Source organism: Kitasatospora sp. Xyl93 (genome assembly GCF_055383135.1).
Genome location: NZ_AP029185.1, coordinates 101,731 through 120,288, shown reverse-complemented (window position 1 = coordinate 120,288; position 18,558 = coordinate 101,731). Strand labels below are relative to the sequence as shown.

Annotated in this window: 26 protein-coding genes and 1 pseudogene; 15 read left to right on the top strand and 12 right to left on the bottom strand. The window is 73.3% G+C overall.

Annotated features, from left to right (window positions below; all coding sequences use genetic code 11):
* Positions 1 to 49: 49 nt before the first annotated feature.
* Positions 50 to 1,240: a CapA family protein gene (locus tag ACZ5GH_RS00595; protein WP_464336772.1), complete on the bottom strand. Its 1,191-nt coding sequence runs from the start codon at positions 1,238 to 1,240 to the stop codon at positions 50 to 52.
* 323 nt (positions 1,241 to 1,563) lie between these two features.
* On the opposite strand from ACZ5GH_RS00595, the gene ACZ5GH_RS00590 reads away from it, so the two are divergent.
* The 3 genes from ACZ5GH_RS00590 to ACZ5GH_RS00580 all read left to right on the top strand — a co-directional run bounded on the left by ACZ5GH_RS00590 (position 1,564) and on the right by ACZ5GH_RS00580 (position 3,301).
* A complete protein-coding gene (locus ACZ5GH_RS00590; RefSeq protein ID WP_464333061.1) occupies positions 1,564 to 2,127 on the top strand; it encodes a GNAT family N-acetyltransferase in 564 nt (187 codons plus the stop codon).
* Positions 2,128 to 2,383: 256 nt separating this feature from the next.
* Positions 2,384 to 2,956, top strand: coding sequence for a DJ-1/PfpI/YhbO family deglycase/protease (locus tag ACZ5GH_RS00585; protein ID WP_387755479.1), 573 nt, complete (start codon positions 2,384 to 2,386; stop codon positions 2,954 to 2,956).
* Positions 2,957 to 3,079: 123 nt separating this feature from the next.
* Complete coding sequence (locus tag ACZ5GH_RS00580) at positions 3,080 to 3,301, top strand: DUF6480 family protein (RefSeq protein WP_387755482.1); 222 nt, start codon at positions 3,080 to 3,082, stop codon at positions 3,299 to 3,301.
* A 95-nt stretch (positions 3,302 to 3,396) separates the two neighbouring features.
* Here ACZ5GH_RS00580 and ACZ5GH_RS00575 read toward each other — a convergent pair whose 3' ends face one another.
* Both ACZ5GH_RS00575 and ACZ5GH_RS00570 read right to left on the bottom strand, forming a co-directional pair.
* On the bottom strand, positions 3,397 to 3,597 hold the full coding sequence (locus ACZ5GH_RS00575) for a hypothetical protein (RefSeq protein ID WP_387755485.1): 201 nt from the start codon (positions 3,595 to 3,597) through the stop codon (positions 3,397 to 3,399).
* The gene (locus tag ACZ5GH_RS00570; protein WP_387755488.1) at positions 3,569 to 4,240 is read right to left on the bottom strand and encodes a hypothetical protein; all 672 of its coding nucleotides are present in this window, start codon (positions 4,238 to 4,240) and stop codon (positions 3,569 to 3,571) included. The genes ACZ5GH_RS00575 and ACZ5GH_RS00570 overlap by 29 nt, the downstream gene beginning before the upstream one ends.
* A gap of 109 nt (positions 4,241 to 4,349) precedes the next feature.
* Between ACZ5GH_RS00570 and ACZ5GH_RS00565 the strand changes: the two genes are divergently transcribed.
* From ACZ5GH_RS00565 to ACZ5GH_RS00550, 4 genes are all read left to right on the top strand, one after another.
* A complete protein-coding gene (locus ACZ5GH_RS00565) occupies positions 4,350 to 4,784 on the top strand; it encodes an Hsp20/alpha crystallin family protein (RefSeq protein WP_387755491.1) in 435 nt (144 codons plus the stop codon).
* 143 nt (positions 4,785 to 4,927) lie between these two features.
* A complete protein-coding gene (locus tag ACZ5GH_RS00560) occupies positions 4,928 to 5,206 on the top strand; it encodes an STAS domain-containing protein (protein ID WP_387755494.1) in 279 nt (92 codons plus the stop codon).
* 63 nt (positions 5,207 to 5,269) lie between these two features.
* The gene (locus ACZ5GH_RS00555) at positions 5,270 to 5,674 is read left to right on the top strand and encodes a DUF2267 domain-containing protein (RefSeq protein WP_387755497.1); all 405 of its coding nucleotides are present in this window, start codon (positions 5,270 to 5,272) and stop codon (positions 5,672 to 5,674) included.
* A gap of 79 nt (positions 5,675 to 5,753) precedes the next feature.
* Positions 5,754 to 6,155, top strand: coding sequence for a DUF2267 domain-containing protein (locus tag ACZ5GH_RS00550; protein WP_387755500.1), 402 nt, complete (start codon positions 5,754 to 5,756; stop codon positions 6,153 to 6,155).
* Positions 6,156 to 6,276: 121 nt separating this feature from the next.
* Here ACZ5GH_RS00550 and ACZ5GH_RS00545 read toward each other — a convergent pair whose 3' ends face one another.
* The 4 genes from ACZ5GH_RS00545 to ACZ5GH_RS00530 all read right to left on the bottom strand — a co-directional run bounded on the left by ACZ5GH_RS00545 (position 6,277) and on the right by ACZ5GH_RS00530 (position 9,353).
* Positions 6,277 to 6,573, bottom strand: coding sequence for a hypothetical protein (locus tag ACZ5GH_RS00545; RefSeq protein WP_387755503.1), 297 nt, complete (start codon positions 6,571 to 6,573; stop codon positions 6,277 to 6,279).
* A 153-nt stretch (positions 6,574 to 6,726) separates the two neighbouring features.
* Entirely contained in the window at positions 6,727 to 7,866 is a 1,140-nt protein-coding gene (locus tag ACZ5GH_RS00540) for an FAD-dependent oxidoreductase (protein ID WP_387755506.1), read from the bottom strand.
* A gap of 192 nt (positions 7,867 to 8,058) precedes the next feature.
* Complete coding sequence (locus ACZ5GH_RS00535; RefSeq protein ID WP_464333060.1) at positions 8,059 to 8,754, bottom strand: TetR/AcrR family transcriptional regulator; 696 nt, start codon at positions 8,752 to 8,754, stop codon at positions 8,059 to 8,061.
* A 5-nt stretch (positions 8,755 to 8,759) separates the two neighbouring features.
* Positions 8,760 to 9,353 carry a PadR family transcriptional regulator gene (locus ACZ5GH_RS00530; protein WP_387755512.1) on the bottom strand — a complete coding sequence of 198 codons (594 nt, stop codon included), beginning with the start codon at positions 9,351 to 9,353 and terminating at the stop codon, positions 8,760 to 8,762.
* Between the two features lie 164 nt (positions 9,354 to 9,517).
* On the opposite strand from ACZ5GH_RS00530, the gene ACZ5GH_RS00525 reads away from it, so the two are divergent.
* Positions 9,518 to 9,913 carry a nuclear transport factor 2 family protein gene (locus ACZ5GH_RS00525; protein WP_464333059.1) on the top strand — a complete coding sequence of 132 codons (396 nt, stop codon included), beginning with the start codon at positions 9,518 to 9,520 and terminating at the stop codon, positions 9,911 to 9,913.
* Between the two features lie 86 nt (positions 9,914 to 9,999).
* Here ACZ5GH_RS00525 and ACZ5GH_RS00520 read toward each other — a convergent pair whose 3' ends face one another.
* Positions 10,000 to 11,307: a YhgE/Pip domain-containing protein gene (locus ACZ5GH_RS00520; RefSeq protein WP_387755518.1), complete on the bottom strand. Its 1,308-nt coding sequence runs from the start codon at positions 11,305 to 11,307 to the stop codon at positions 10,000 to 10,002.
* A gap of 702 nt (positions 11,308 to 12,009) precedes the next feature.
* On the opposite strand from ACZ5GH_RS00520, the gene ACZ5GH_RS00515 reads away from it, so the two are divergent.
* Both ACZ5GH_RS00515 and ligD read left to right on the top strand, forming a co-directional pair.
* Positions 12,010 to 12,618, top strand: coding sequence for a DNA polymerase ligase N-terminal domain-containing protein (locus tag ACZ5GH_RS00515; RefSeq protein ID WP_464333058.1), 609 nt, complete (start codon positions 12,010 to 12,012; stop codon positions 12,616 to 12,618).
* A 19-nt stretch (positions 12,619 to 12,637) separates the two neighbouring features.
* Positions 12,638 to 13,539: pseudogene (ligD, locus tag ACZ5GH_RS00510) on the top strand (non-homologous end-joining DNA ligase).
* Between the two features lie 129 nt (positions 13,540 to 13,668).
* Here the strand turns inward: ligD and ACZ5GH_RS00505 are convergent.
* A complete protein-coding gene (locus ACZ5GH_RS00505) occupies positions 13,669 to 14,088 on the bottom strand; it encodes a hypothetical protein (protein ID WP_387755525.1) in 420 nt (139 codons plus the stop codon).
* 244 nt (positions 14,089 to 14,332) lie between these two features.
* Between ACZ5GH_RS00505 and ACZ5GH_RS00500 the strand changes: the two genes are divergently transcribed.
* Positions 14,333 to 15,019 (top strand): transglycosylase family protein, encoded by a 687-nt coding sequence (locus ACZ5GH_RS00500; RefSeq protein ID WP_464333057.1) that lies wholly within the window; start codon positions 14,333 to 14,335, stop codon positions 15,017 to 15,019.
* A gap of 211 nt (positions 15,020 to 15,230) precedes the next feature.
* Here ACZ5GH_RS00500 and ACZ5GH_RS00495 read toward each other — a convergent pair whose 3' ends face one another.
* Positions 15,231 to 15,734: an ArsI/CadI family heavy metal resistance metalloenzyme gene (locus ACZ5GH_RS00495; protein ID WP_464333056.1), complete on the bottom strand. Its 504-nt coding sequence runs from the start codon at positions 15,732 to 15,734 to the stop codon at positions 15,231 to 15,233.
* 88 nt (positions 15,735 to 15,822) lie between these two features.
* Here ACZ5GH_RS00495 and ACZ5GH_RS00490 point away from each other — a divergent pair, with 88 nt between their 5' ends.
* Genes ACZ5GH_RS00490 through ACZ5GH_RS00475 form a run of 4 tightly spaced genes read left to right on the top strand, consistent with a single transcriptional unit; the run spans position 15,823 to position 17,913 of the window.
* Positions 15,823 to 16,215: an ArsR/SmtB family transcription factor gene (locus ACZ5GH_RS00490; protein ID WP_387755538.1), complete on the top strand. Its 393-nt coding sequence runs from the start codon at positions 15,823 to 15,825 to the stop codon at positions 16,213 to 16,215.
* Positions 16,212 to 16,961, top strand: coding sequence for an aquaporin (locus tag ACZ5GH_RS00485; RefSeq protein WP_464333055.1), 750 nt, complete (start codon positions 16,212 to 16,214; stop codon positions 16,959 to 16,961). The genes ACZ5GH_RS00490 and ACZ5GH_RS00485 overlap by 4 nt, the downstream gene beginning before the upstream one ends.
* A 32-nt stretch (positions 16,962 to 16,993) precedes the next feature.
* The gene (locus ACZ5GH_RS00480) at positions 16,994 to 17,413 is read left to right on the top strand and encodes an arsenate reductase ArsC (protein WP_464333054.1); all 420 of its coding nucleotides are present in this window, start codon (positions 16,994 to 16,996) and stop codon (positions 17,411 to 17,413) included.
* A complete protein-coding gene (locus tag ACZ5GH_RS00475; RefSeq protein ID WP_464333053.1) occupies positions 17,410 to 17,913 on the top strand; it encodes an N-acetyltransferase family protein in 504 nt (167 codons plus the stop codon). Before ACZ5GH_RS00480 ends, ACZ5GH_RS00475 begins: the two co-directional genes overlap by 4 nt.
* Positions 17,914 to 17,955: 42 nt before the next feature.
* On the opposite strand, the gene ACZ5GH_RS00470 is transcribed toward ACZ5GH_RS00475, so the two are convergent.
* Together ACZ5GH_RS00470 and ACZ5GH_RS00465 are read right to left on the bottom strand one after the other, a co-directional pair.
* Positions 17,956 to 18,336 carry an oxidoreductase gene (locus ACZ5GH_RS00470; RefSeq protein ID WP_464333052.1) on the bottom strand — a complete coding sequence of 127 codons (381 nt, stop codon included), beginning with the start codon at positions 18,334 to 18,336 and terminating at the stop codon, positions 17,956 to 17,958.
* Positions 18,285 to 18,542 (bottom strand): oxidoreductase, encoded by a 258-nt coding sequence (locus ACZ5GH_RS00465; protein ID WP_464333051.1) that lies wholly within the window; start codon positions 18,540 to 18,542, stop codon positions 18,285 to 18,287. Before ACZ5GH_RS00465 ends, ACZ5GH_RS00470 begins: the two co-directional genes overlap by 52 nt.
* Between the last annotated feature and the right edge of the window lie 16 nt (positions 18,543 to 18,558).

Sequence of the window (18,558 nt, the reverse complement as noted above, 5' to 3'; positions counted from 1 at the left end):
AAGGATTCGGCTTCCGCCCGGGCAGTCGTGGAAACCGTGCCGCGGGCGCTCAGCGAGCCATGGTCAGTCCTGCCGCGCCGCCGCCCCGGCTCAGCACGACCGACCGGATGTGGTCGACGGCCCGGGCGTAGTCGCCGCGGCCCGGCTCGCGGCGGACGGCCTCGGTCAGGTCGAGGACGCGGTAGGGCGGACCGAGGTCGGTCAGCTGGGGGACGAACTCGGCCCTGGTGACGGCCCAGCGCTGCCCGGGCCCGGCGGGCGGCGAGAAGGTGAAGCGGGCGATGGAGCTCCAGTTCCCCCGCGGGTCCTCCGCGCCGGTGGGGTTGAACATGTGTCCGGCGAGCTGGTCGCCCAGGCCGTAGACGATCCAGGTGTCGTCGATCTTCTCGTAGGCCTGCGGGATGTGGGCGTGGGTGCCGATCACCAGATCGATGTCGGGCCGGCCGGGGCCCTGCCCGGCGGCCAGCTCGCGGGCGAGGGGGAGCTGCTGCCCGTCCGGGGCGTCCTGCCACTCGGTGCCCCAGTGGAGGCTGACCACCACCACGTCCGCCCCCTGCTCCCGGGCGGCTCTGGCGTCGGTGAGGATCCGCTCCCGGTCGATGAGGTTGACCGCCCAGGGGCGCTCCTTCGGCAGCGGGATGCCGTTGGTGCCGTAGGTGTAGGCGAGTTGGGCCACCGTGGCGCCGCCTGCCGTGAACAGCGCGGGGCGGCCGGCCTCGTCGGGGGTGCGGGCGGATCCCGTGTGCTTCAGGCCGACGGCGTCCATGGCGTCGAGCGTGCGCCGGATGCCGTCCGGCCCGTCGTCGAGGGTGTGGTTCGAGGCCGTGTCGCAGGCGGTGTAGCCGGTGTCCCTGAGCGCCCGGGCCACCTGCGGGGGCGACTTGAACGACGGGTAGCCGGTGAAGGGCCCGCCGTCGGCGCCGTACACCGTCTCCATGTGGCAGATGGCCAGGTCGGCGGCGGCGACGACGGGCTTGATCCCGGCGAGCATCCGGGCGAAGTCGTAGCCGTCGCCCCCGGCGTCCTCCTGGGCCTGCCGGATGATCTCGGTGTGCGGCAGCACGTCCCCGGTCGCGACCAGGGTGAACGCCCGCGGCCCCGGCGGGGTCGGTGTGGCCGTGGTGGCGGGATCCCGCGGCGGCGACGGTACGGCCTGCCGGGCCCGGGGTGCCCCGCACCCCGCGAGGGTGAGCAGCAGGGCGGTGGCGGCTGTGAGGATCTCTCGGCGCGGGAATCGCATCATCGGCTCGTCCCATGATCGGCGGGTGTGACGGTCCGACTATGCGAGCCATCGACCGGCCGACGCGGCACCCGCGCTCCGGGATCACCCGACGGGGCCAGCCGCCGCGGCGGGTCGGGACCGTGGACCCGTTCGGGCTTCCCGGCGGCACGGAGCGGCCCCGGTCCCGTCCCGGGGCCTCCGGTCCACGGCCGCGTGAAATTCGATTGCGCGGCTGGTGGCGAGGGTCTAGAACGGCGTTGTTGTCCAGGACGAGTCGTTGGGGGCTCCGCGGTCCGGTCGCGTCGACCGGCGGGTGGCCCCGGGGGAGAAACACCGGATCGATGACCATGCTCTCGCTGCCCATCAAGACCGAACGGCTCCTCCTACGCCTGTTCACGCCGGACGACCTCGACGACCTGTACGAGTTCCAGCGCCTCCCCGAGGTCGCCCGCTACCTCTACCGGCCTCCGCTCACCCGGGACCAGTGCGTGCAGAGCCTGGAGCGCCGCGCGGCCGGCACGGAGTGGGCCCAGGACGGCGACGCCCTGGCGGTTGCCGTCTGCCCGGTCGGCGAGGCGAAGGTCGTCGGCGAGATCACCCTGAAGCTCGCGAGTACGGCGGCGCGCCAGGCCGAGATCGGCTGGACCTTCAACCCGGCGTACGGCGGCCGGGGTTACGCCACCGAGGCGGCGCGCGCGACCGCCGGACGGGCCTTCGCCGAACTGGGCGTCCACCGGCTCTTCGCCCGCCTCGACGTACTCAACACCGGGTCGGTGCGCGTGTGCGAGCGCCTCGGCATGCGCCGGGAGGCGCACCTCGTCGAGAACGACCTCGACGGCGAGCGCTGGGGGAGCGAGTACGTCTACGCGACGCTCGCCCGCGAGTGGAAGACCGACCGGCCCTGACGACAGGCCCGGACGAATCCGCCTGAGGCGCCCGGCCGGGCGTCGGCGGCGGGGCCTCGTCGGGCTGCTCGTCGGGCTCGGTGCGGCGGACGGGGACGGGATGCGGCGGGCGTCGCCCCGGCGCGGCGGTCGCTCGCATCCCGTGACGATCCGGATCGGGCCGGTGAATCCGGCATGGCCGGGAGCGCGGCGGGTACCCGCAGCGCTCGGGGTGCGTGTGCGCGCCCCGAGCGAACCGACCCGAACAGGAGGAGCCATGAACCGGCACGGCAAGGTCCTGGCGATCGTGACGAACTACGGCGTCGAGCAGGACGAACTGCTCGTCCCCGTCCGGCACCTGCGCGAGAACGGCATCCAGGTCGACATCGCCGCCCCCGAACGGGGCGAGATCCGCACCCTGGTCGGGGACAAGGACCCCGGCGAGACGGTGCGCCCGACACTGACCCTCGACGAGGTCGACGCCACCGGCTACGACCTGCTGCTCATCCCGGGCGGCACCATCAACGCGGACACCCTCCGGCTCCGGCAGCCCGCCGTCGACACGGTGGTCGCCTTCACCACCTCGGGGCGGCCCGTCGCCGCCATCTGCCACGGCCCCTGGCTCCTGGTCGAAGCCGGGGTCGCCTACGGCAAGCGGCTCACCTCCTACCCGTCGCTGCGCACGGACCTCGCCAACGCGGGCGCCACCTGGACGGACGAGCCGCTGGTCACGGACGACACCAACGACTGGCGCCTGGTGACCTCGCGCAACCCCGGCGACCTCGACGAGTTCCTGCGCGGCATCGACGCCGCCCTGCAGGCCCGGGCCGAGGCGGTCAGCCCGCACTGACCGGACGGCACGGCGCCGACCGACGGGGACCGCCCGACCGTACGGCGGGCGGGTGTGACGTTTCCGCCCCTCGGCCCGGGGCAGCCGCCCGGCAATCGAAGCCCACACTTTCCGGGATGCACCATGACCACACCTGACCCCGACCCGGACCGCACTCCGGCGCTGGACGAGCACGGCGCCCTGCCCGGCGGGGACACCCCACCGGCCGAGGGCGGCACGTCGGGCATCTCCCACCCCGAACCCGAGGAACTGCGCACGGCCTGGGGCATCTGGCCCGCGGTGGTGATCGTGGCGATCGCCGTGGCCGTGTCGGTCATGCTCGTCGCCATGATCTTCGTCGCCTGACCGGGGCCGCCGTCCACCCGACCGGCGCGGTGGGACCGCTTCGTGCCGCCGCCCACCCGCCGATGCGAGGCCCCGGCAGGGACCCGTTCCGGGCTCTACTCCCCGGTACCGGGCCAGCTGGGCTGCGCGAGCCGGTGGCGCAGGGCGTCGAGTCGGGCGAGGTGCGCGTCGAGCGCTGCGGTGACCTCGCTTCCCACGGCGTGGACGCGCGCTTCGAGGGCGCCGATCCGGTCCAGGATCGCCTGCCACCCGTCCTGGTCGGCGGCGTCAGGCGCGTCGGCGGTTGCTGGCGTCACGGAGCTGGTCGGTGCGGTGGGTGAGGGCATCGAGGTCGTTGGCGAGGTCGTCGTGGTCGGGGCCGAGGTGGGGGCGGATGTCGGCGAGGGGCTCGATGAGATCGGCGGCGTCGGCCCGGCCGAGGGCGGTGGTCAGGGCGCTCTGGGCGCTCCGGGCGCGGGCGCCGAGGCCGGCAGCGGTGATCCGGGCCGCCAGGACGCGCAGTTCGGCGGCGTTGTCGCGCGCCCAGGCGGTGACGGCTCGGTCGGCGGCCCGGCGGTCGCGGACCGCCTTCACCCGCTCGGCGCCGGTGTCGGCGGTGCTGCGGGCGGGTCGCAGGCGCAGGTAGCGGTTCTCGGCGGCCTGGCGGCTGGCGACGCCCATGGGGCGGGCGAGATCGGCCCAGGTCGCGCCGCCCGCCCGCGCGGCCTCGACCAGCGGGGCCTCCCAGTCCGCGAGCTGCGCGCGCAGCTCGCGCAGGAGCACCAGGGCGGCCAGCGCCTGCCCGGCCCCGTCCTGCGGGGCGTCCCACGGCGAGGTGTCGGGCGCGGCGCCGGGTGCGTGGGCGGAGCGGACCGCGTCGTCTATGGCGGCGAGCGCCGCGGCGGCGGCCAGGAAGGAGACCGGCTCGGGACCGGATGCGGGCGGTGGCTTGGTACTCATGGCGTCATTCTACGGATGACACGCAGCATTTGTCATCGGATGGATGACGTGCTACAACAAAGACAGGTGAAGCGCACTGGCACCCATCGATCAGTGGAGGTGTTTCGCGATGCTGATGCGCACTGACCCGTTCCGCGAGCTGGACCGGCTGACCCAGCAGTTCCTGAACACGACCGGCACCTGGTCGCGGCCGACCCCGATGCCGCTGGACGCCTACCGGACCGGCGACGAGTACGTGATCTGCTTCGACCTGCCCGGGGTGGACCCGCAGGCGATCGACATCGACGTCGAACGGAACATGCTGACCGTCAAGGCCGAGCGCCGTCCGCGCCAGGAGGGCGAGGGCGTGAAGTGGGAGCTCTCCGAGCGCCCGCTCGGAGTCTTCTCCCGGCAGGTCATGCTCTCCGACACCCTCGACCCGGAAGGGATCAGCGCCGACTACGACTCCGGCGTGCTGACCCTGAAGATCCCGGTCGCCGAGAAGGCCAAGCCCCGCAAGATCGCGATCAGCCACAGCGGCGGTCGCAAGCAGATCCAGGCCTGACCCCTCCCCGAGACCGTTCCGTGCCGCCGCTGATCCCCCCGGGCGGCGGCACGGAACGCGCTCCTCCCGTACACCCCTGGCCCGGCCGCGAGCCGGGTGACCCCTGGCCCCGCAGCGCGGGCCGACGGACAGCGAGCACTGCGATGGCCACCACGGTGAACCCGTTCACGGTCCGGGCGTGCGGCGAGATCGACCTCGACACCGGCCCGCGCCTCCACCGTGAGGTGGAACGCGCACTCGCCCGGCACCGGGAGGTGGTGCTCGACCTGTCGGAGGTCACCTTCATGGACTGCGCGGGCCTGAACGCCGTGATCCGGGCCCGCGAGCTGGCCGAGCGCCGGGGCCGACGCCTCGTCCTGCGCGGCATCGGCCACCCCGTGGCCCGACTCCTCAAGCTCACCGGCGCCAGCCTGACCCCGTGAGCCGGCGGCCACCGGCCGGACTCGTCCCGAGAGAAAGCTCGTCCCACGAGAAAGGAGAGCGCTGTGGCGATCCGCTGGGAGGCGTTCTTGGACCAGGTCCGGGAACGCGGCGAGTACGACACGCCTGCCGAAGCCGAACGCTGTGCCCGCGTCATCCTCGCGCTGCTCGGCGCCCATCTGGCCGGCACCGTGCGCGCCCAGCTCGCGGCCCGACTGCCCGAGACCCTCGCCCTGGTCCTGCTCAACCCCCTGCAGGCCGCCGAACCGCTCACCCCCGAGCGGTTCGTGCGCGCCACCGCGGCCTGGATAGAGGGCGCCACCGAATCCACGGCGCTGTGGGACATCGGTGCCGTCCTGTCCACCGTCGCCGACGCCGCCGGTGACGAGCTCATGGAGCAGGTTCTGCTCCAGCTGCCGCCCGGCTACGACACCCTCTTCGGCCGCCCCGACCTCGGCCGACGCCCCTGATCACCCCGCCCCGCGCCGCCGCGACGTCGCGTCCCGCGAGTCGCGGCGGCGCGGCGACCCGTCCCGGAGGCCACCCGCCATGACCCGGTACCGCCGCCTGATCCAGCAGCTCCGCGTTCTCGGCCGCTACGCCGACGACGGGGAAGCCGAACGCGTCCTCGACACCGTCCTCGGCATCCTCGGCTCGCAGCTCACCGGCGACGAACGGTGCGACCTCGCCGCCGCCCTGCCCGAACGCGCCCGCGCGAAGCTCGTCGCCCAGATCCCCCTCGACCGCCCCGTCACCGCCCCGGCCTTCGTCGAAGCCGTCGCCCACAACCTCAACACCACGCTCGCTAGCGCCCGCTGGCACACCTCCTGCACGCTCACGGCCGTCGCCGACCTCGCCGGCGACCACCTCACCGAGCGCCTCCTCGCCCACCTCCCCCGCGGCTACGCGCTCCTGTTCGGCCGCGCGGACCTCACCCCCGTCGCGGCCTGATCCGTACGGAAGGAACCGGAGGACGACCGCGCCGGAGGACGACGCACGTCCAGCACGCGACATCTGCTCCGCCGAGCGTCCTGGGGCGCTGACCGAGTCCGCGACGACGCGCCCCCGGGAATCAGGTGCCGGAGTTGTCGACGAACGCCACGATGTCGAGGAATTCGATCGTGGGCGGGGCGCCGTAGATCCCCGTCACCTTGTCGACGAGCTCCTCCGTGAAGAAGGAACGGGCTTTGTCCTCGTCATCCCATACGTAGAAGTTCCTTGCGTGGAGGCCGTCTTCGTCGAGCATGAAGCTCTTGAAGCGAAGGCCGGCCATGCCTTCGAACGGTCCTCGGAGTTCGCCGGCGATCTTTGCGACAGCGGAGAGGTCGAACTTGTCGGTCCGGGTGAAAGTCACGAGCACGCCGATCATCGGGCTTCCTATCGATCGAGTGGTGCTGGAGGGGGACCTCCCCGCACACGGCCGGAGATTCCGGTCGTCATGCCCTGTTCCCAGCTTGTCAGCCGCAGGGGCCGCCCACCACCGCGCTGTTCGGCGAGGAACCCCCGCTGCGGCGAGGGGCGGTCACGCGTCGGCCGGTGCGGTGGTGAAGAAGGCGGTCATCCTCTCCAGGCCGTCGTCGCCGAACATGGTGTCCAGGCTGGCGGCGGACTCGGCGGCCGAGGCCTCGCTGCGCGGGAACAGGGCGTTCTCGTAGGCGGTGAGGGCTGCCTCCGGGTCGCCGGGGTGGGTGGCGACGGCCCGGGCGAGTTCGGCGCCGTCGAGCATGGCGAGGTTGGCGCCCTCCCCGGCGAACGGGGACATCAGGTGGGCGGCGTCGCCGAGCAGGGTCACACCGGGGACGCGGTCCCAGCGGTGTCCGACCGGCAGGGCGTGGATGCGGCGCGGGGTGATGGTGTCGGCGTCGGCGACGAGGGCCCGCAGGTCCTCGTGCCAGCCCTCGAAGCGGGCCAGCACGGCGGCCTTGGCGGCGTCGCCGTCACCGAAGTCGATGGTGTCCAGCCAGTCCTCGGCGGCCCTGAGCGCGGTGTAGACGTGCAGGCTCCCGTCGGTCTCCCGGTGGGCGAGGAAGCCGCTCCGGCCGCCGAGGCAGAGGAAGAACCCGCCGCCGACGACGGCGGCACTGCGCGGGTGGCGGGTGTCGGCGTCGAAGAGGTCGGTCTCGACGAAGGAGATGCCGGTGTAGGCGGGGGTGGCGTCGGAGAGCAGCGGCCTGATCCGCGACCAGGCGCCGTCGGCTCCGATCAGCAGGTCGGTGGTGAGGGCGGAGCCGTCGGCGAAGGACACCTCGTGGCGTCCGCCGCCCAGCGGGCGGGCGCCCGTGACCTTCCTGCCCCAGTGGACGGTGCCGTCGGGCAGGGAGTCCAGGAGGAGGCCGCGAAGGTCGCCGCGGTCCACCTCGGGCCGGCCGCCGGTGGCGTCGTCCTCCTCGGCCACGTGGACCGTGCCGTCCGGGCCGAGCAGGCGCACGGCCTGGCCGCCCGGGTGGACGAGCTTGAGGAAGTCGTCGTGGAGGCCGGCGGCGCGCAGGGCCTGCTGGCCGCTGTCCTCGTGGATGTCGAGCATCCCGCCCTGGGTGCGGGTTTTGGCGGACGCCTCCAGATCGAAGACGGCCGCCTGGATGCCGTGGAGGTGCAGCACCCGGGCGGCGGTCAGGCCGCCCAGGCCGCCGCCGATGATCGCGACGGGGAAGTGGCTGTTCATGGATGCCTCCGGAAACTCGTGGTGCCGGGCGTTGACCGGACGGGGGCTTCGCCCCTGCCCGGCTGCGCCGCCGGACGCCGCGGTCCGGCCCTTCCAACGTAACGAACATGTTCGTCGCGAACAAGTTCGTCGCGCCTGCGCATGCGAAAAGGCCCCGGGGTGCAGCACCCGGGGCCGGACCGACGGAGGTGCTCAGTCGGCGGTGCGCGGTAGGGGAGTGTGGGTGATGCCGTTGACCAGGACGTCGAAGCCCCAGGTCAGACGGTCCTCGGCGGTCCCGGCGAGCAGGGCCGGCATGTGCGCGTTGATCATCGGGTGGGTCGTCTCGTCCGCGGCGCGCACGGCCTGCGTCAGCGCGTTCCAGTCCTCGCGCGAGGCGGGGTCGCGCTGCTGGGTGCCGTGCTCGGCGGCGGTGGCCGTGGCGTGCAGCAGCAGGTTGTCCACACCCCAGGCCACCTGCTCCCGGGGCGCGCCGCTGCCGGACAGCAGGCCGAGGACGCGTTCGACCAGGCGCAAATAGTTCTCGCCGCTGGGGCGGGCCACCAGGGCCGAGCGGGCGAGCTGCGGATGCTCGAACAGGACGCGGGTGTAGGAGGCGAGCACCGCGAGGAGCCGCTCCCGCCAGCCCTCTCCCGCCCCCGGGGCGTCCAGGTCGACCTCCCCGAGGAGCGCGTCCAGGACGGCCGCGTGCAGTTCCGCGGTGTTGGCCACGTAGACGTACAAGGAGGCGGGGCCGGTGTCCAGCTCCTGGGCGAGCCGGCGCATGGTCACCTTCTCCAGCCCCTCGGCGCGCATGATCCGCACGGCCGACTCCACGATGCCGCGCCGGGTCAGAGCGGGCTTCGCGGGGCGCTCGCGGCGGCTGACCGGCTCCCGATTCACGTCCATGGCTCCTAGCGGGTGCGCGCCTGGGCGCGGCGGTCGCCGTTGGTGGCTGACCGCAGGTCGAGGGTGCGCAGGGCGGTCTCGCCCCAGGCGAGGTTCTCCCGTTCGAAGGCCATGCCGCGCAGGAGGGTGAGGTAGGGGCCGATGTGCTCGGCCCGGGCGAGGTGCTGGTCCTCGGTGCGGCCGTCGAGCAGTTTGGCCTGGAGGCGTTCGTAGCGGGCGAGTTTGGCGCGGGCCCAGTCCATCCGTTCGGCGATGGCGGCGCGGACGGCCGCGGCGTCGCCGGCGTCGACGCTCTGGACCTTGACGAGGAGTTCGTCGCGGATGGTGCTGGGCTTGCTGGGGAGTTCGGTGGTGTAGGCGTGGACCGCGGCGAGGCCGGCGTCGGTGAGGGAGAACAGGCGCTTGTTGGGGCGCTTCTCCTGCTGGACGACGCGGGCGGCGATCAGCCCGTCCGCCTCCATGCGCTCGAGTTCGCGGTAGAGCTGCTGAGGGGTGGCCATCCAGAAGTTGGCGACCGAGGCGTCGAAGCTCTTCGCCAGGTCGTACCCCGAGGCCTCGCCCTCCAGGAGGGCTGCCATCAGTGCGTTCCGCAGAGCCATGCGGTCAACGTAGCACCTGATTGTCTAGTCAACAAAGCGACTAATCGCAAGTTGGGATCGGGTTGATTCGAGCATCGGTGCGCGGGCTCTGGACATGCCGCTGCGCCCCCGCGCATACTCGCCGACGCACCTAGTCAACTTCATTGCTATAGACGGAGCGTCCCATGCACCCCTTCCGCAAGGCCGTCGAGGACCGCGACCACGAGGCCATGGCCGCCCTGCTGGCCGAGGACGTGGTCTTCACCAGCCCGGTCGCCGTCAAGCCGTACCCGGGCAAGGCGATCACCGCGGCGATCCTGCGCGGCGTGATGCGCGTCTTCGAGGACTTCACCTACGTCCGCGAGATCGCCGACCCGGGCGGGCGCGACCACGCGCTCGTGTTCACCGCGACCGTCGACGGGAAGCAGATCCAGGGCTGCGACTTCCTGCACGTCGACGAGGACGGGCTGATCGACGACTTCACGGTGATGGTGCGCCCGCTGTCCGCCGCGCAGGCGCTGGCCGCGGCGATGGGCGCCCAGTTCGAGCGGATCGCGGCCGAGGCGGCGGCCGGGCGGTGACCGGCCCCGGTACCGGGATCGACGCCCTCCACCGGTGAACGACCCGGGGCCCGCTCGGTCTGTTCGCCGGGCGGGCCCCGCGGGCCTCACGCCGACGGCACCGCCCGGAGCGCCGTCTCGCCCGCCGCCGGAGGGTGCTCGCGGTGCAGGCCCCGCCGGTCGTAGAAGCGGGTCGCGCCGAACCCGAAGGCCAGCGCCCCGACCAGGCCGAGCCCCGTCATCGCCCAGCCGCGGGCCAGGCCCGCGCCCGCCTGCGCGTCGTAGTAGAGGATCGCGCGCATGCCGCCGGTGATCTGCCGCAGCGGCTCGAACCCGGCCAGGAACCGGTAGAAGCCGGGCAGCGCCTCCACGGGGGTCGACGCGCCCGCGGTCGGCACCGCCATCGCGATGAACACCATCGTCACCAGCAGCATCCCGGGCGTCCCGAACACGGCCAGCAGCGCGAGGGCCCCCAGCCCCACGGTGGCCACGGTGGCCGCCGAGTACAGCCACAGCAGCGCCAGGTGCGGGGCGTCCATCCCCAGGACACCGACCGCGCAGGCCAGCGCCAGCGTGGCCGTCACCACCGACAATCCGACGATCAGCACACTGCCGACCGCCAGCGTCTGCACCCGGGACGAGCGGAGCAGCGGAAGGCGCCGCCGCCACGGACCGACGTCGCTGTGCGCGTAGCCGAGCGCCACGTCGACCTGGCTGTTGACCACGTTCGCGCCCAGCATCCCGCACACCACCAGCACCAGCGCGTAGTAGAACGCGCTCAGCCCCATGCCGCTGTGCGACTTCAACGGATGGCCGTCCTGCACCCGCACCGCCACCGGGTCCGCCCACAGCAGCCGTTCGGCCGCGCCCGGCTGCCCGCCCAGCGCCTGCGCGCGCTGCGCCAGCTGCGAGCCGACCGTCACCGAGACGTTGTGCGCGGCCTGCTGGGTGATGCGGCTCGCCATGCTGGAGCCCATGCTGCCCGCCGACGGGTTCGTCAGCACCGTCAGCGCAGGCCGCCCGGTATCCGGTGCCGCCGAAGGCGCGCCGAGCGCCCCGACGGACGCGGTGAAGCCGTCGGGGACGACCAGCGCGCCGTAGAGCCGGCCGGACGCGAGCCGCTTCCGGGCCTCCGGCAGGTCCAGGACCTGCCAGGACACCTCCCGGTGGCCCGGCGCCTCGGCGGTGATCGCCGCCACGGCCTGCTCGCCGAGGTTGACCTGCCGGCCGTCGGCGGTGGCGCCGCGGTCGGCGTTGACCAGCCCGACCGGCAGGCCGCGCAGCGACCCGGAGGGATTGAGGTTCGCTCCTACGTAGAAGAGCGAGAACAGCACCGCGACGACGCCGAGGATGGCGCCGGTGCCGACCCACAAGGGCCGGCTGCGCAGCACCGCGAACGGGTGAGCTGGGGACACGGGGGCTCCAGAACGAGGAGTGGACGGGGAGGCGGGCGCCTGCACCTGCGGAGCATACTAATCAACTTGTTGAGTAGTAATCGATGCCCGGTCGACAGGCCGGTCGGTCAGGTCTGACGGTCAGGCCGGCCGGCCAGGTCTGACGGTCAGGTCTGGCGGTCGACGCCGTGTGCTGCCGGAGGTGTCGCCTCCCGAAGGCCGGGTAGCCGGACCTCCGGAACGTGCCCGTCCAAGTCACGAGGAGCATTGATCGTGGGAACCCCACCGAACGATCCGGTACCGCCCAGCCCCACACCGGTTCCAGGGCCGGGCCCGGCGCCGGGCCCCTTGCCCGGGCCGGTACCCGCGCCCGGTGGTCCGGATCCGGTGCCGCCCGGGCCGCCTCCGCTGGAACCCGACCCGCCGCCGCCCGCGCCGAGGCCGGAGCCTCGCCCGGAGCCCGGGCCGCTGCCCGGGCCGGGGCCCGCTCCCGCGCCGGTCACCTGAGCACCCGGACACGCGCCGAGGAGCGGGGGAAGAGGCTGCGGGTTGGTGCGGAACTCGCGCTGTCCGCCGCGGAGTTCGAAGACTTCGGCGTCGGGTCCTCGCGGGAGGCGGGTGCCCCACCGGGCTGCGCCGTCCCGGATCCGCGCCGTCACGTCGAACGTGTCGGACGACTTCGGCAGGGTAGGCGCCGGAGCGGAGCCGGGAGGAGGAAGGGCGATGCCCGGAGCGGACACGCTGGCGGAGTACCGTCGGAAACGGGACTTCCGTAAGACCCGTGAGCCCAGCGGCGAGGGCGGCCCCCGGGTCGGCGGGGAGCCCGCCTTCGTGGTGCAGATCCACGACGCCAGCACCATGCACTTCGACTTCCGCCTGGAGGTCGACGGCGTCCTCAAGTCCTGGTCGATCCCCAAGGGCCCGTCCGGCGACCCGCACGACAAACGCCTGGCCGTGCCCACCGAGGACCACCCCCTGGGGTACCGCGACTTCGAGGGGACCATCGCGGAGGGCGAGTACGGCGCCGGCACCGTGATCATCTGGGACGAGGGCAGCTACCGGAACCGCAGCACGGACAAGCGCGGACACGAGATCCCGTTCGCCGAGGCACTCGCCCACGGCCACGCCTCGTTCCGGCTGGACGGCCACAAGCTGCACGGCGACTGGGCGCTCACCCGGTTCCGGGAGGGCGACGGGCAACGGGAGGCATGGCTGCTGGTCCGGCGCGGACACAGCAGCGCAGGTGCCGCCACGACCGACCCCCGGCGGGCCCGCTCGGCACGCAGCGGACGGACCCTCAAGCAGGTCGCCGCCGAGGAGAGCGACGGATGACCCGCGAGCGAGGCACGCCATGACCACCACCGACATCCGCGTGAGCGGCCGGACCGTCGAGATCAAGCGGGCGGAGAAGGAGTTGTTCCCCGGGGACGGCATCACCAAGGCCGACCTCGCCGACTACTACCGCCGGGCCGGCCGGCGCATCCTGCCGCACCTGCGCGGACGCCCGCTGATGCTGGAGCGCCACCCCGACGGCATCGGCGACGGGCGCTTCATGCAGAAGGACACCCCCGACTACTTCCCGGACTGGATCCACCGCGCCGAACTGCCCAAGGAGGGCGGCACCGTCGGCTACCCGGTCTGCGACGACCTCGCCACGCTGCTCTACCTGGTCGACCAGGCGTGCATCACCCCGCACCGCTGGCTGTCGAAGGCCGACCGGCCCGACCACCCCGACCTGCTGGTCCTCGACCTCGACCCTTCCGGAGAGGACTTCGAGTCGGTCCGGCGGGCCGCCGCCCGGCTGCACGAGCTGCTCGACGAACTCGACCTGCCCGCTGCCCTGATGACCACCGGCTCGCGCGGCCTGCACGTGCTGGTCCCGCTCGACCACCGCGCCCCCTTCGACGACGTCCGCACCTTCGCCCGCGACCTGGCCGACCTGCTCGCCGACCGGCACCCCGACGAACTCACCACCGCCGCGCGCAAACAGGCCCGCAGGGGCCGGCTCTACCTCGACACCCAGCGCAACGCCTACGGCCAGACCGCCGTCACCCCTACGCCGTCCGCGCCCTGCCCGGCGCCCCGATCGCCACCCCGCTGAGCTGGAGCGAACTGGACGACCCCGACCTCACCCCGCAGCGCTGGACCATCGCCACCATCGGTGAGCGCCTGGAGGGCGACGACCCCTGGGCGGGCGAGCTGCGCCGCGGCCGGTCGTTGAAGGCGGCCGCCCGGAGGCTGGAGAAGCTCTGAACCGGGTTGACTAGACCGTACCGCCCGTCCGAGAGGTGACCCGGGCGCATCCGCGGGGTGACCCGGCCGGAGAAGGGGGGAGCCTTCGCCGGCCGGACCACCTCTCGGCTTCGCGGCCCGGTCGAGTGGTCAGGTGGCCTGGTCGATGCGGGCGAGCATCGCCGCGAGGCGGCGAACGGCGGCTTCGGCGTCGGCGAGCTCCTCAGTACCGGGCAGGACCGTGCCGAAGGTGCGGCCTTCCGGCGCGTCGAGGGCGCGCCAGTGCAGCACCGGGGTGAGGGCGCTGGCGCACCGGGCGAGGAACCAGGCGAGGTTGCCGTGGGTGCGGGCGACGGTCAGGGCGAGGGTGGCGACGGCCTCGCGCAGGGCGGCGAGCCGGTCGATCCGTGGCAGTCGCTGCTGCGCGTCGGCGGGACCGACGGCCTCCCGCAGGGCTTCGGCGGTCTGCGCCGCGAGCGACGAGTCCCTGGGGACGAGTTTCCAGGTGCCCTCGGTGAGCTGGCTCTCCGCTTCGCGGACGACCTCGTTGACTGCCTCGAACGTGCCCATGGCGGGCAGCCTACCGGCGGTCACCTCGCAGGGGGAGCCCGGTCCCCCTCGGCACCGCCACCACGCCCGCGGGCGTCGTCGCTCTCCTCGGCGCGTCTCCCCCCGCCGGCTGGCATTGGAGTGGCGTCGGGCCGCCGCTCGGAGGAGGAACGGCCCGGCCGGCGGGCAGACCGTCCTCAGGTGGGAGGGATAGCGGGCCGGCGCTTCGGCGTCCGGGTCCTTGTCCCCGAGCTGTGGAGCTTCCATGTCCTTCGTGCCCGCGTCCGTGCCCGCGTCCGTGCGCCGTCTGTTCGCCGTCCTCCTGCCCGCCCTCCTCCTCGCCACGGTGTTCGGCGCCCTGGGAGCGCCGCCCGCGGCCGGAGCGCCGGCAGGCGGGAGCACGGGCACGGGTACGGACTGGGACGCGCTGGCCCGCTGCGAGAGCGGCGGCCGGTGGGGCGCCAACACGGGGAACGGCTACTACGGGGGCCTGCAGTTCGACGCGGCGACCTGGCGTGCCAACGGCGGGCTCGCCTACGCGCCGCGCGCGGACCGGGCGACGCGGGAACAGCAGATCGCCGTGGCCGAGCACCTCGCCGAGCGGCGGGGCCTGGCGCCGTGGCCGGCATGCGGTGCCCGGCTGGCCAGGGGCGCCGAGCGCCCCGCCGGCCGTCCCGCGGCCGGTGCCCGCGGCCACCGTCCGGTGCAGGCCCGCCCGCACGCCCACGCCGTACCCGCGCGCCCGTCGGGCACCGGGAGCAGCGGTGGCCGGGACTTCGCCCCGGGTTCGGACGACACCTGGACGGTGGAGGAGGGGGACACCCTCAGTGCCATCGCCGAGGAGGCCGGCTTCCCCGGCGGATGGCCCGCCCTGCACGCCCTCAACCGTGACACGGTCGGCGGCGACCCCGACCTGCTGCTGCCGGGCCAGGTGCTCCGGCTCGACTCCTGACCTGCCTCCGGCCGCCCGTGGCCGCCCGCCCGTGGCTGCATGCCTCCGCCCGCTTCGGCGGGAGCACGGATCTCAGGCCAGGTGGTGCCGGGCGCCGGACGTGACGGGGCGTCCGGGGGAGGCCGGTGTCAACTTGTCCTGCGCCACATGGACCTCGACCCACGAACCGTCAACACCTTCCGCCGCGTTGCCCGTCCAGGGCACGATCGGCTCAGCGAACACCTTCGCCGGGATGAAACGTTCTTTCAGCCGGGCTCTGGGCGGGATCGATGGTCTGTTCGTCGGGGGTGCGGCAGGCGGTGGTGCCGCAGCAGGCGTCCGGCGCGGCGTCGGCCTTGGCGAGGGTGCCGGCGTCGGCCTTCACGACGTAGACCTCCCACGGTTCCTTGCCGGGGCCGTGGACCCACACCTTGTCCTGCAGCGCGTAGCAGCAGGAGGTGTCGTTCTCCTCGAAGGTGGCGAGGCCCGCGTCCTTGAGACGGGTGGTGGCGGCGGCGACGTGCTCGGTGGAGGCGACCTCGACACCGAGGTGGTCCAGTCGGGTGTCCTCGCCGGCCTCGCCCTCGATGAGGACGAGCTTGAGCGGGGGCTCGGTGATGGCGAAGTTCGCGTAGCCGGGGCGGCGCTTGGCGGGCTCGGCGTTGAAGAGCTTGGAGTAGAAGGTGATGGAGCCTTCGAGGTCGGCCACGCGCAGGGCGAGCTGAACACGGGACATGGCGGTCTCCCCGATCCGAGGTCTTGTTTCGACATCTGTCGATACAGTGAGCTTGCCTCGCAGATTAGATGGCTGTCAACATAGACGTATGTCGAATCTCGAAGTGCCAGTGCTCGGCCAGGACGAGGCGGTGGCGTGCTGCTCGCCGATGGTCCGCGAGCCGCTCGGGGAAAAGGCCGCTGCCGACCTGGCGAAGGTGTTCAAGGCGCTGTCCGACCCGGTGCGGCTGAGGCTGCTGTCACTGATCGCCTCGCACGAGGGCGGCGAGGCGTGCGTCTGCGACCTGATCGGCCCGTTCGACGTCTCCCAGCCGACGATCTCCCACCACCTGAAGGTGCTGCGCGAGGCCGGACTGGTCGGCTCCGAGCGGCGCGGCACCTGGGTCTACTACTGGGTGCTGCCTGCCGCCCTGGCCAAGCTCTCCTCCCTGCTTCAGGCCCCAGCCGACACGGCCGCCGCAGCGGTGGGAGACGCGAGATGACGAAGATGGCTCCGCTCGGGAGACGGGCGGCGGTCGAGTTCGTCGGGACCGGCGCGCTGGTCGCCGTCGTGGTCGGCTCCGGCATCCAGGCCACCAAGCTGTCCCAGGACGTCGGCGTCCAGCTGCTGGCCAACTCCCTGACCACCGTCTTCGGCCTCGGCGTGCTGATCGCTCTGCTCGGCCCGGTCTCCGGCGCGCACTTCAACCCGGCCGTCACCCTGGCCGCCTGGTGGACCGGATATCGCGGTGGCGAAGGCCCGACCGCGCGGGAGGTCGCCGCCTACGTGCCCGCGCAGATCGCGGGGGCGATCGGCGGGGCGGTCCTGGCGGACGCGATGTTCGCCGAGCCGCTCGTCGCCTGGTCCACCCACGCCCGCTGGGCCCCGCACCTGTGGTTGGGCGAGATCGTGGCCACCGCCGGGCTGATCCTGCTGATCTTCGGGCTGGCCCGCGTCGGCCGCGCGCATTTCACGCCGGTCGCGGTCGCCTCCTACATCGGCGCCGCCTACTGGTTCACCTCCAGCACGTCCTTCGCCAACCCGGCCGTGACGATCGGCCGGGCGTTCACCGACACCTTCGCCGGCATCGCCCCGACCTCCGTGCTGCCGTTCGTCGCCGCCCAGCTCGTCGGCCTGGCCGTCGGCATCGCCCTGGTCGCCGTGTTGTTCGGCCGTCCCACGCCCGCCGTCGAGGACGTCGTGGTCCCGCACGGCGAGTACCACCCCACCGCCGTCTCCAGCCGCTGACCACCGCCTCGCTCCTGCCGAAGGAAGAACCCGTGAGCTCTCCCGCCGTCCCGTCCGTACTCTTCGTCTGCGTGCACAACGCCGGCCGCTCCCAGATGGCCGCCGCCTTCCTGACCCGCCTCGGCGGCGAGCGGGTCGAGGCCCGCTCGGCCGGCTCCGCCCCGGCCGACACGGTGAACCCGGCCGTGGTCGAGGCCCTGGCCGAGGTCGGCATCGACATCTCCGCCGAGGTGCCGAAGGTGCTGACCGTCGAGGCGGTGCAGGCGTCCGACGTGGTGATCACCATGGGCTGTGGCGACGCCTGCCCGTACTTCCCCGGCAAGCGGTACCTGGACTGGAGCCTGGAGGACCCGGCCGGCCAGGGCGTCGACGCCGTCCGGCCGATCCGCGACCAGATCGAGCAGCGCATCCGGGGCCTGCTCGCCGAGCTCGGCATCGAGGCCGCCGCATGACCGCCAACGAGGTGGCCGTCATCGGGATGCTCCCCGAGCACGCCGAGCAGGTGCTGGCGATCTATCAGGCCGGGATCGACGACGGCGACGCCACCTTCGAGACCACCGCGCCGTCTTGGGAGGCGTTCGACGCGTCCCGGCTCCCGGAGCACCGCCTGGTCGCCGTCGATGGCGACGGCCGGGTCCTGGGCTGGGCCGCGGTGGTTCCGGTCTCCGACCGGTGCGCGTACGCCGGGGTGGTCGAGCACTCCGTCTACGTTCGGCCCGGAACCCGTGGCCGGGGCGTGGGCCTGGCGCTGCTGATCGCACTGCTGGCGTCCACCGACGCGGCAGGCGTCTGGACCGTGCAGTCCGGCATCTTCCCGGAGAACACCGCCAGCCTCGCCCTCCACGCCAGGGCGGGGTTCCGCGTGGTCGGCACCCGCGAGCGACTCGGCAAGCACGGCGGGCGCTGGCGCGACGTCGTCCTCGTTGAGCGTCGCAGCCCAACGGTGTCCTGAGGGGGCGAGGGGCCGGGCTGGGAGTGCTCGCAGTCGCGAGGGCTACGCCTGGGCTCCGTCTTCCTGGTGGAACGGGTAGTCCGTGTAGCCGGCCGCTCCTCCGCCGTAGAAGGTGGCGGGATCGGGAGCGGTGAGCGGCAGGTTCTCCCGGTAGCGGCGGACGAGGTCCGGGTTGGCCAGGAAGGGTGTGCCGAAGGCGATCAGGTCGGCGTCCCCGGCGTCGACGGCGGCCTGGGCGCGGGCGAGGTCGTAGCCGTTGTCGGTGATGAACGCGCCGGCGAAGCCGTCCCGCAGTGCGCGGTAGTCGAGCGCTGTGGTCGTCGCCGTCATGTCGCCTTCCAGGACGTGCGCGTACGCCAGACCGCGCGGGCTCAGCTGTTCGAGAAAATACGCGAAGTGGCTCTGCGGGTCGGAGTCGGACATCGAGTTGACGCTGTTCTCCCGGCGGGTGCGAGCGCGGAGGGCGCGACGGGCGGGTGCCCGTCCAGCAGGCTCGAGTGGGAGACGCGTCCGCAGTGCTGCAGCTGGACGAAGACGCGGCCGCCCTCGGCGTGGACCGCGTCCGTCAGCCGCCGCCAGCCGGCCGCGTGGGCGTCGGTGTACAGCCCGGGGGTGAAGAGGTAGCCCACCGGTCTCCAACGCGCG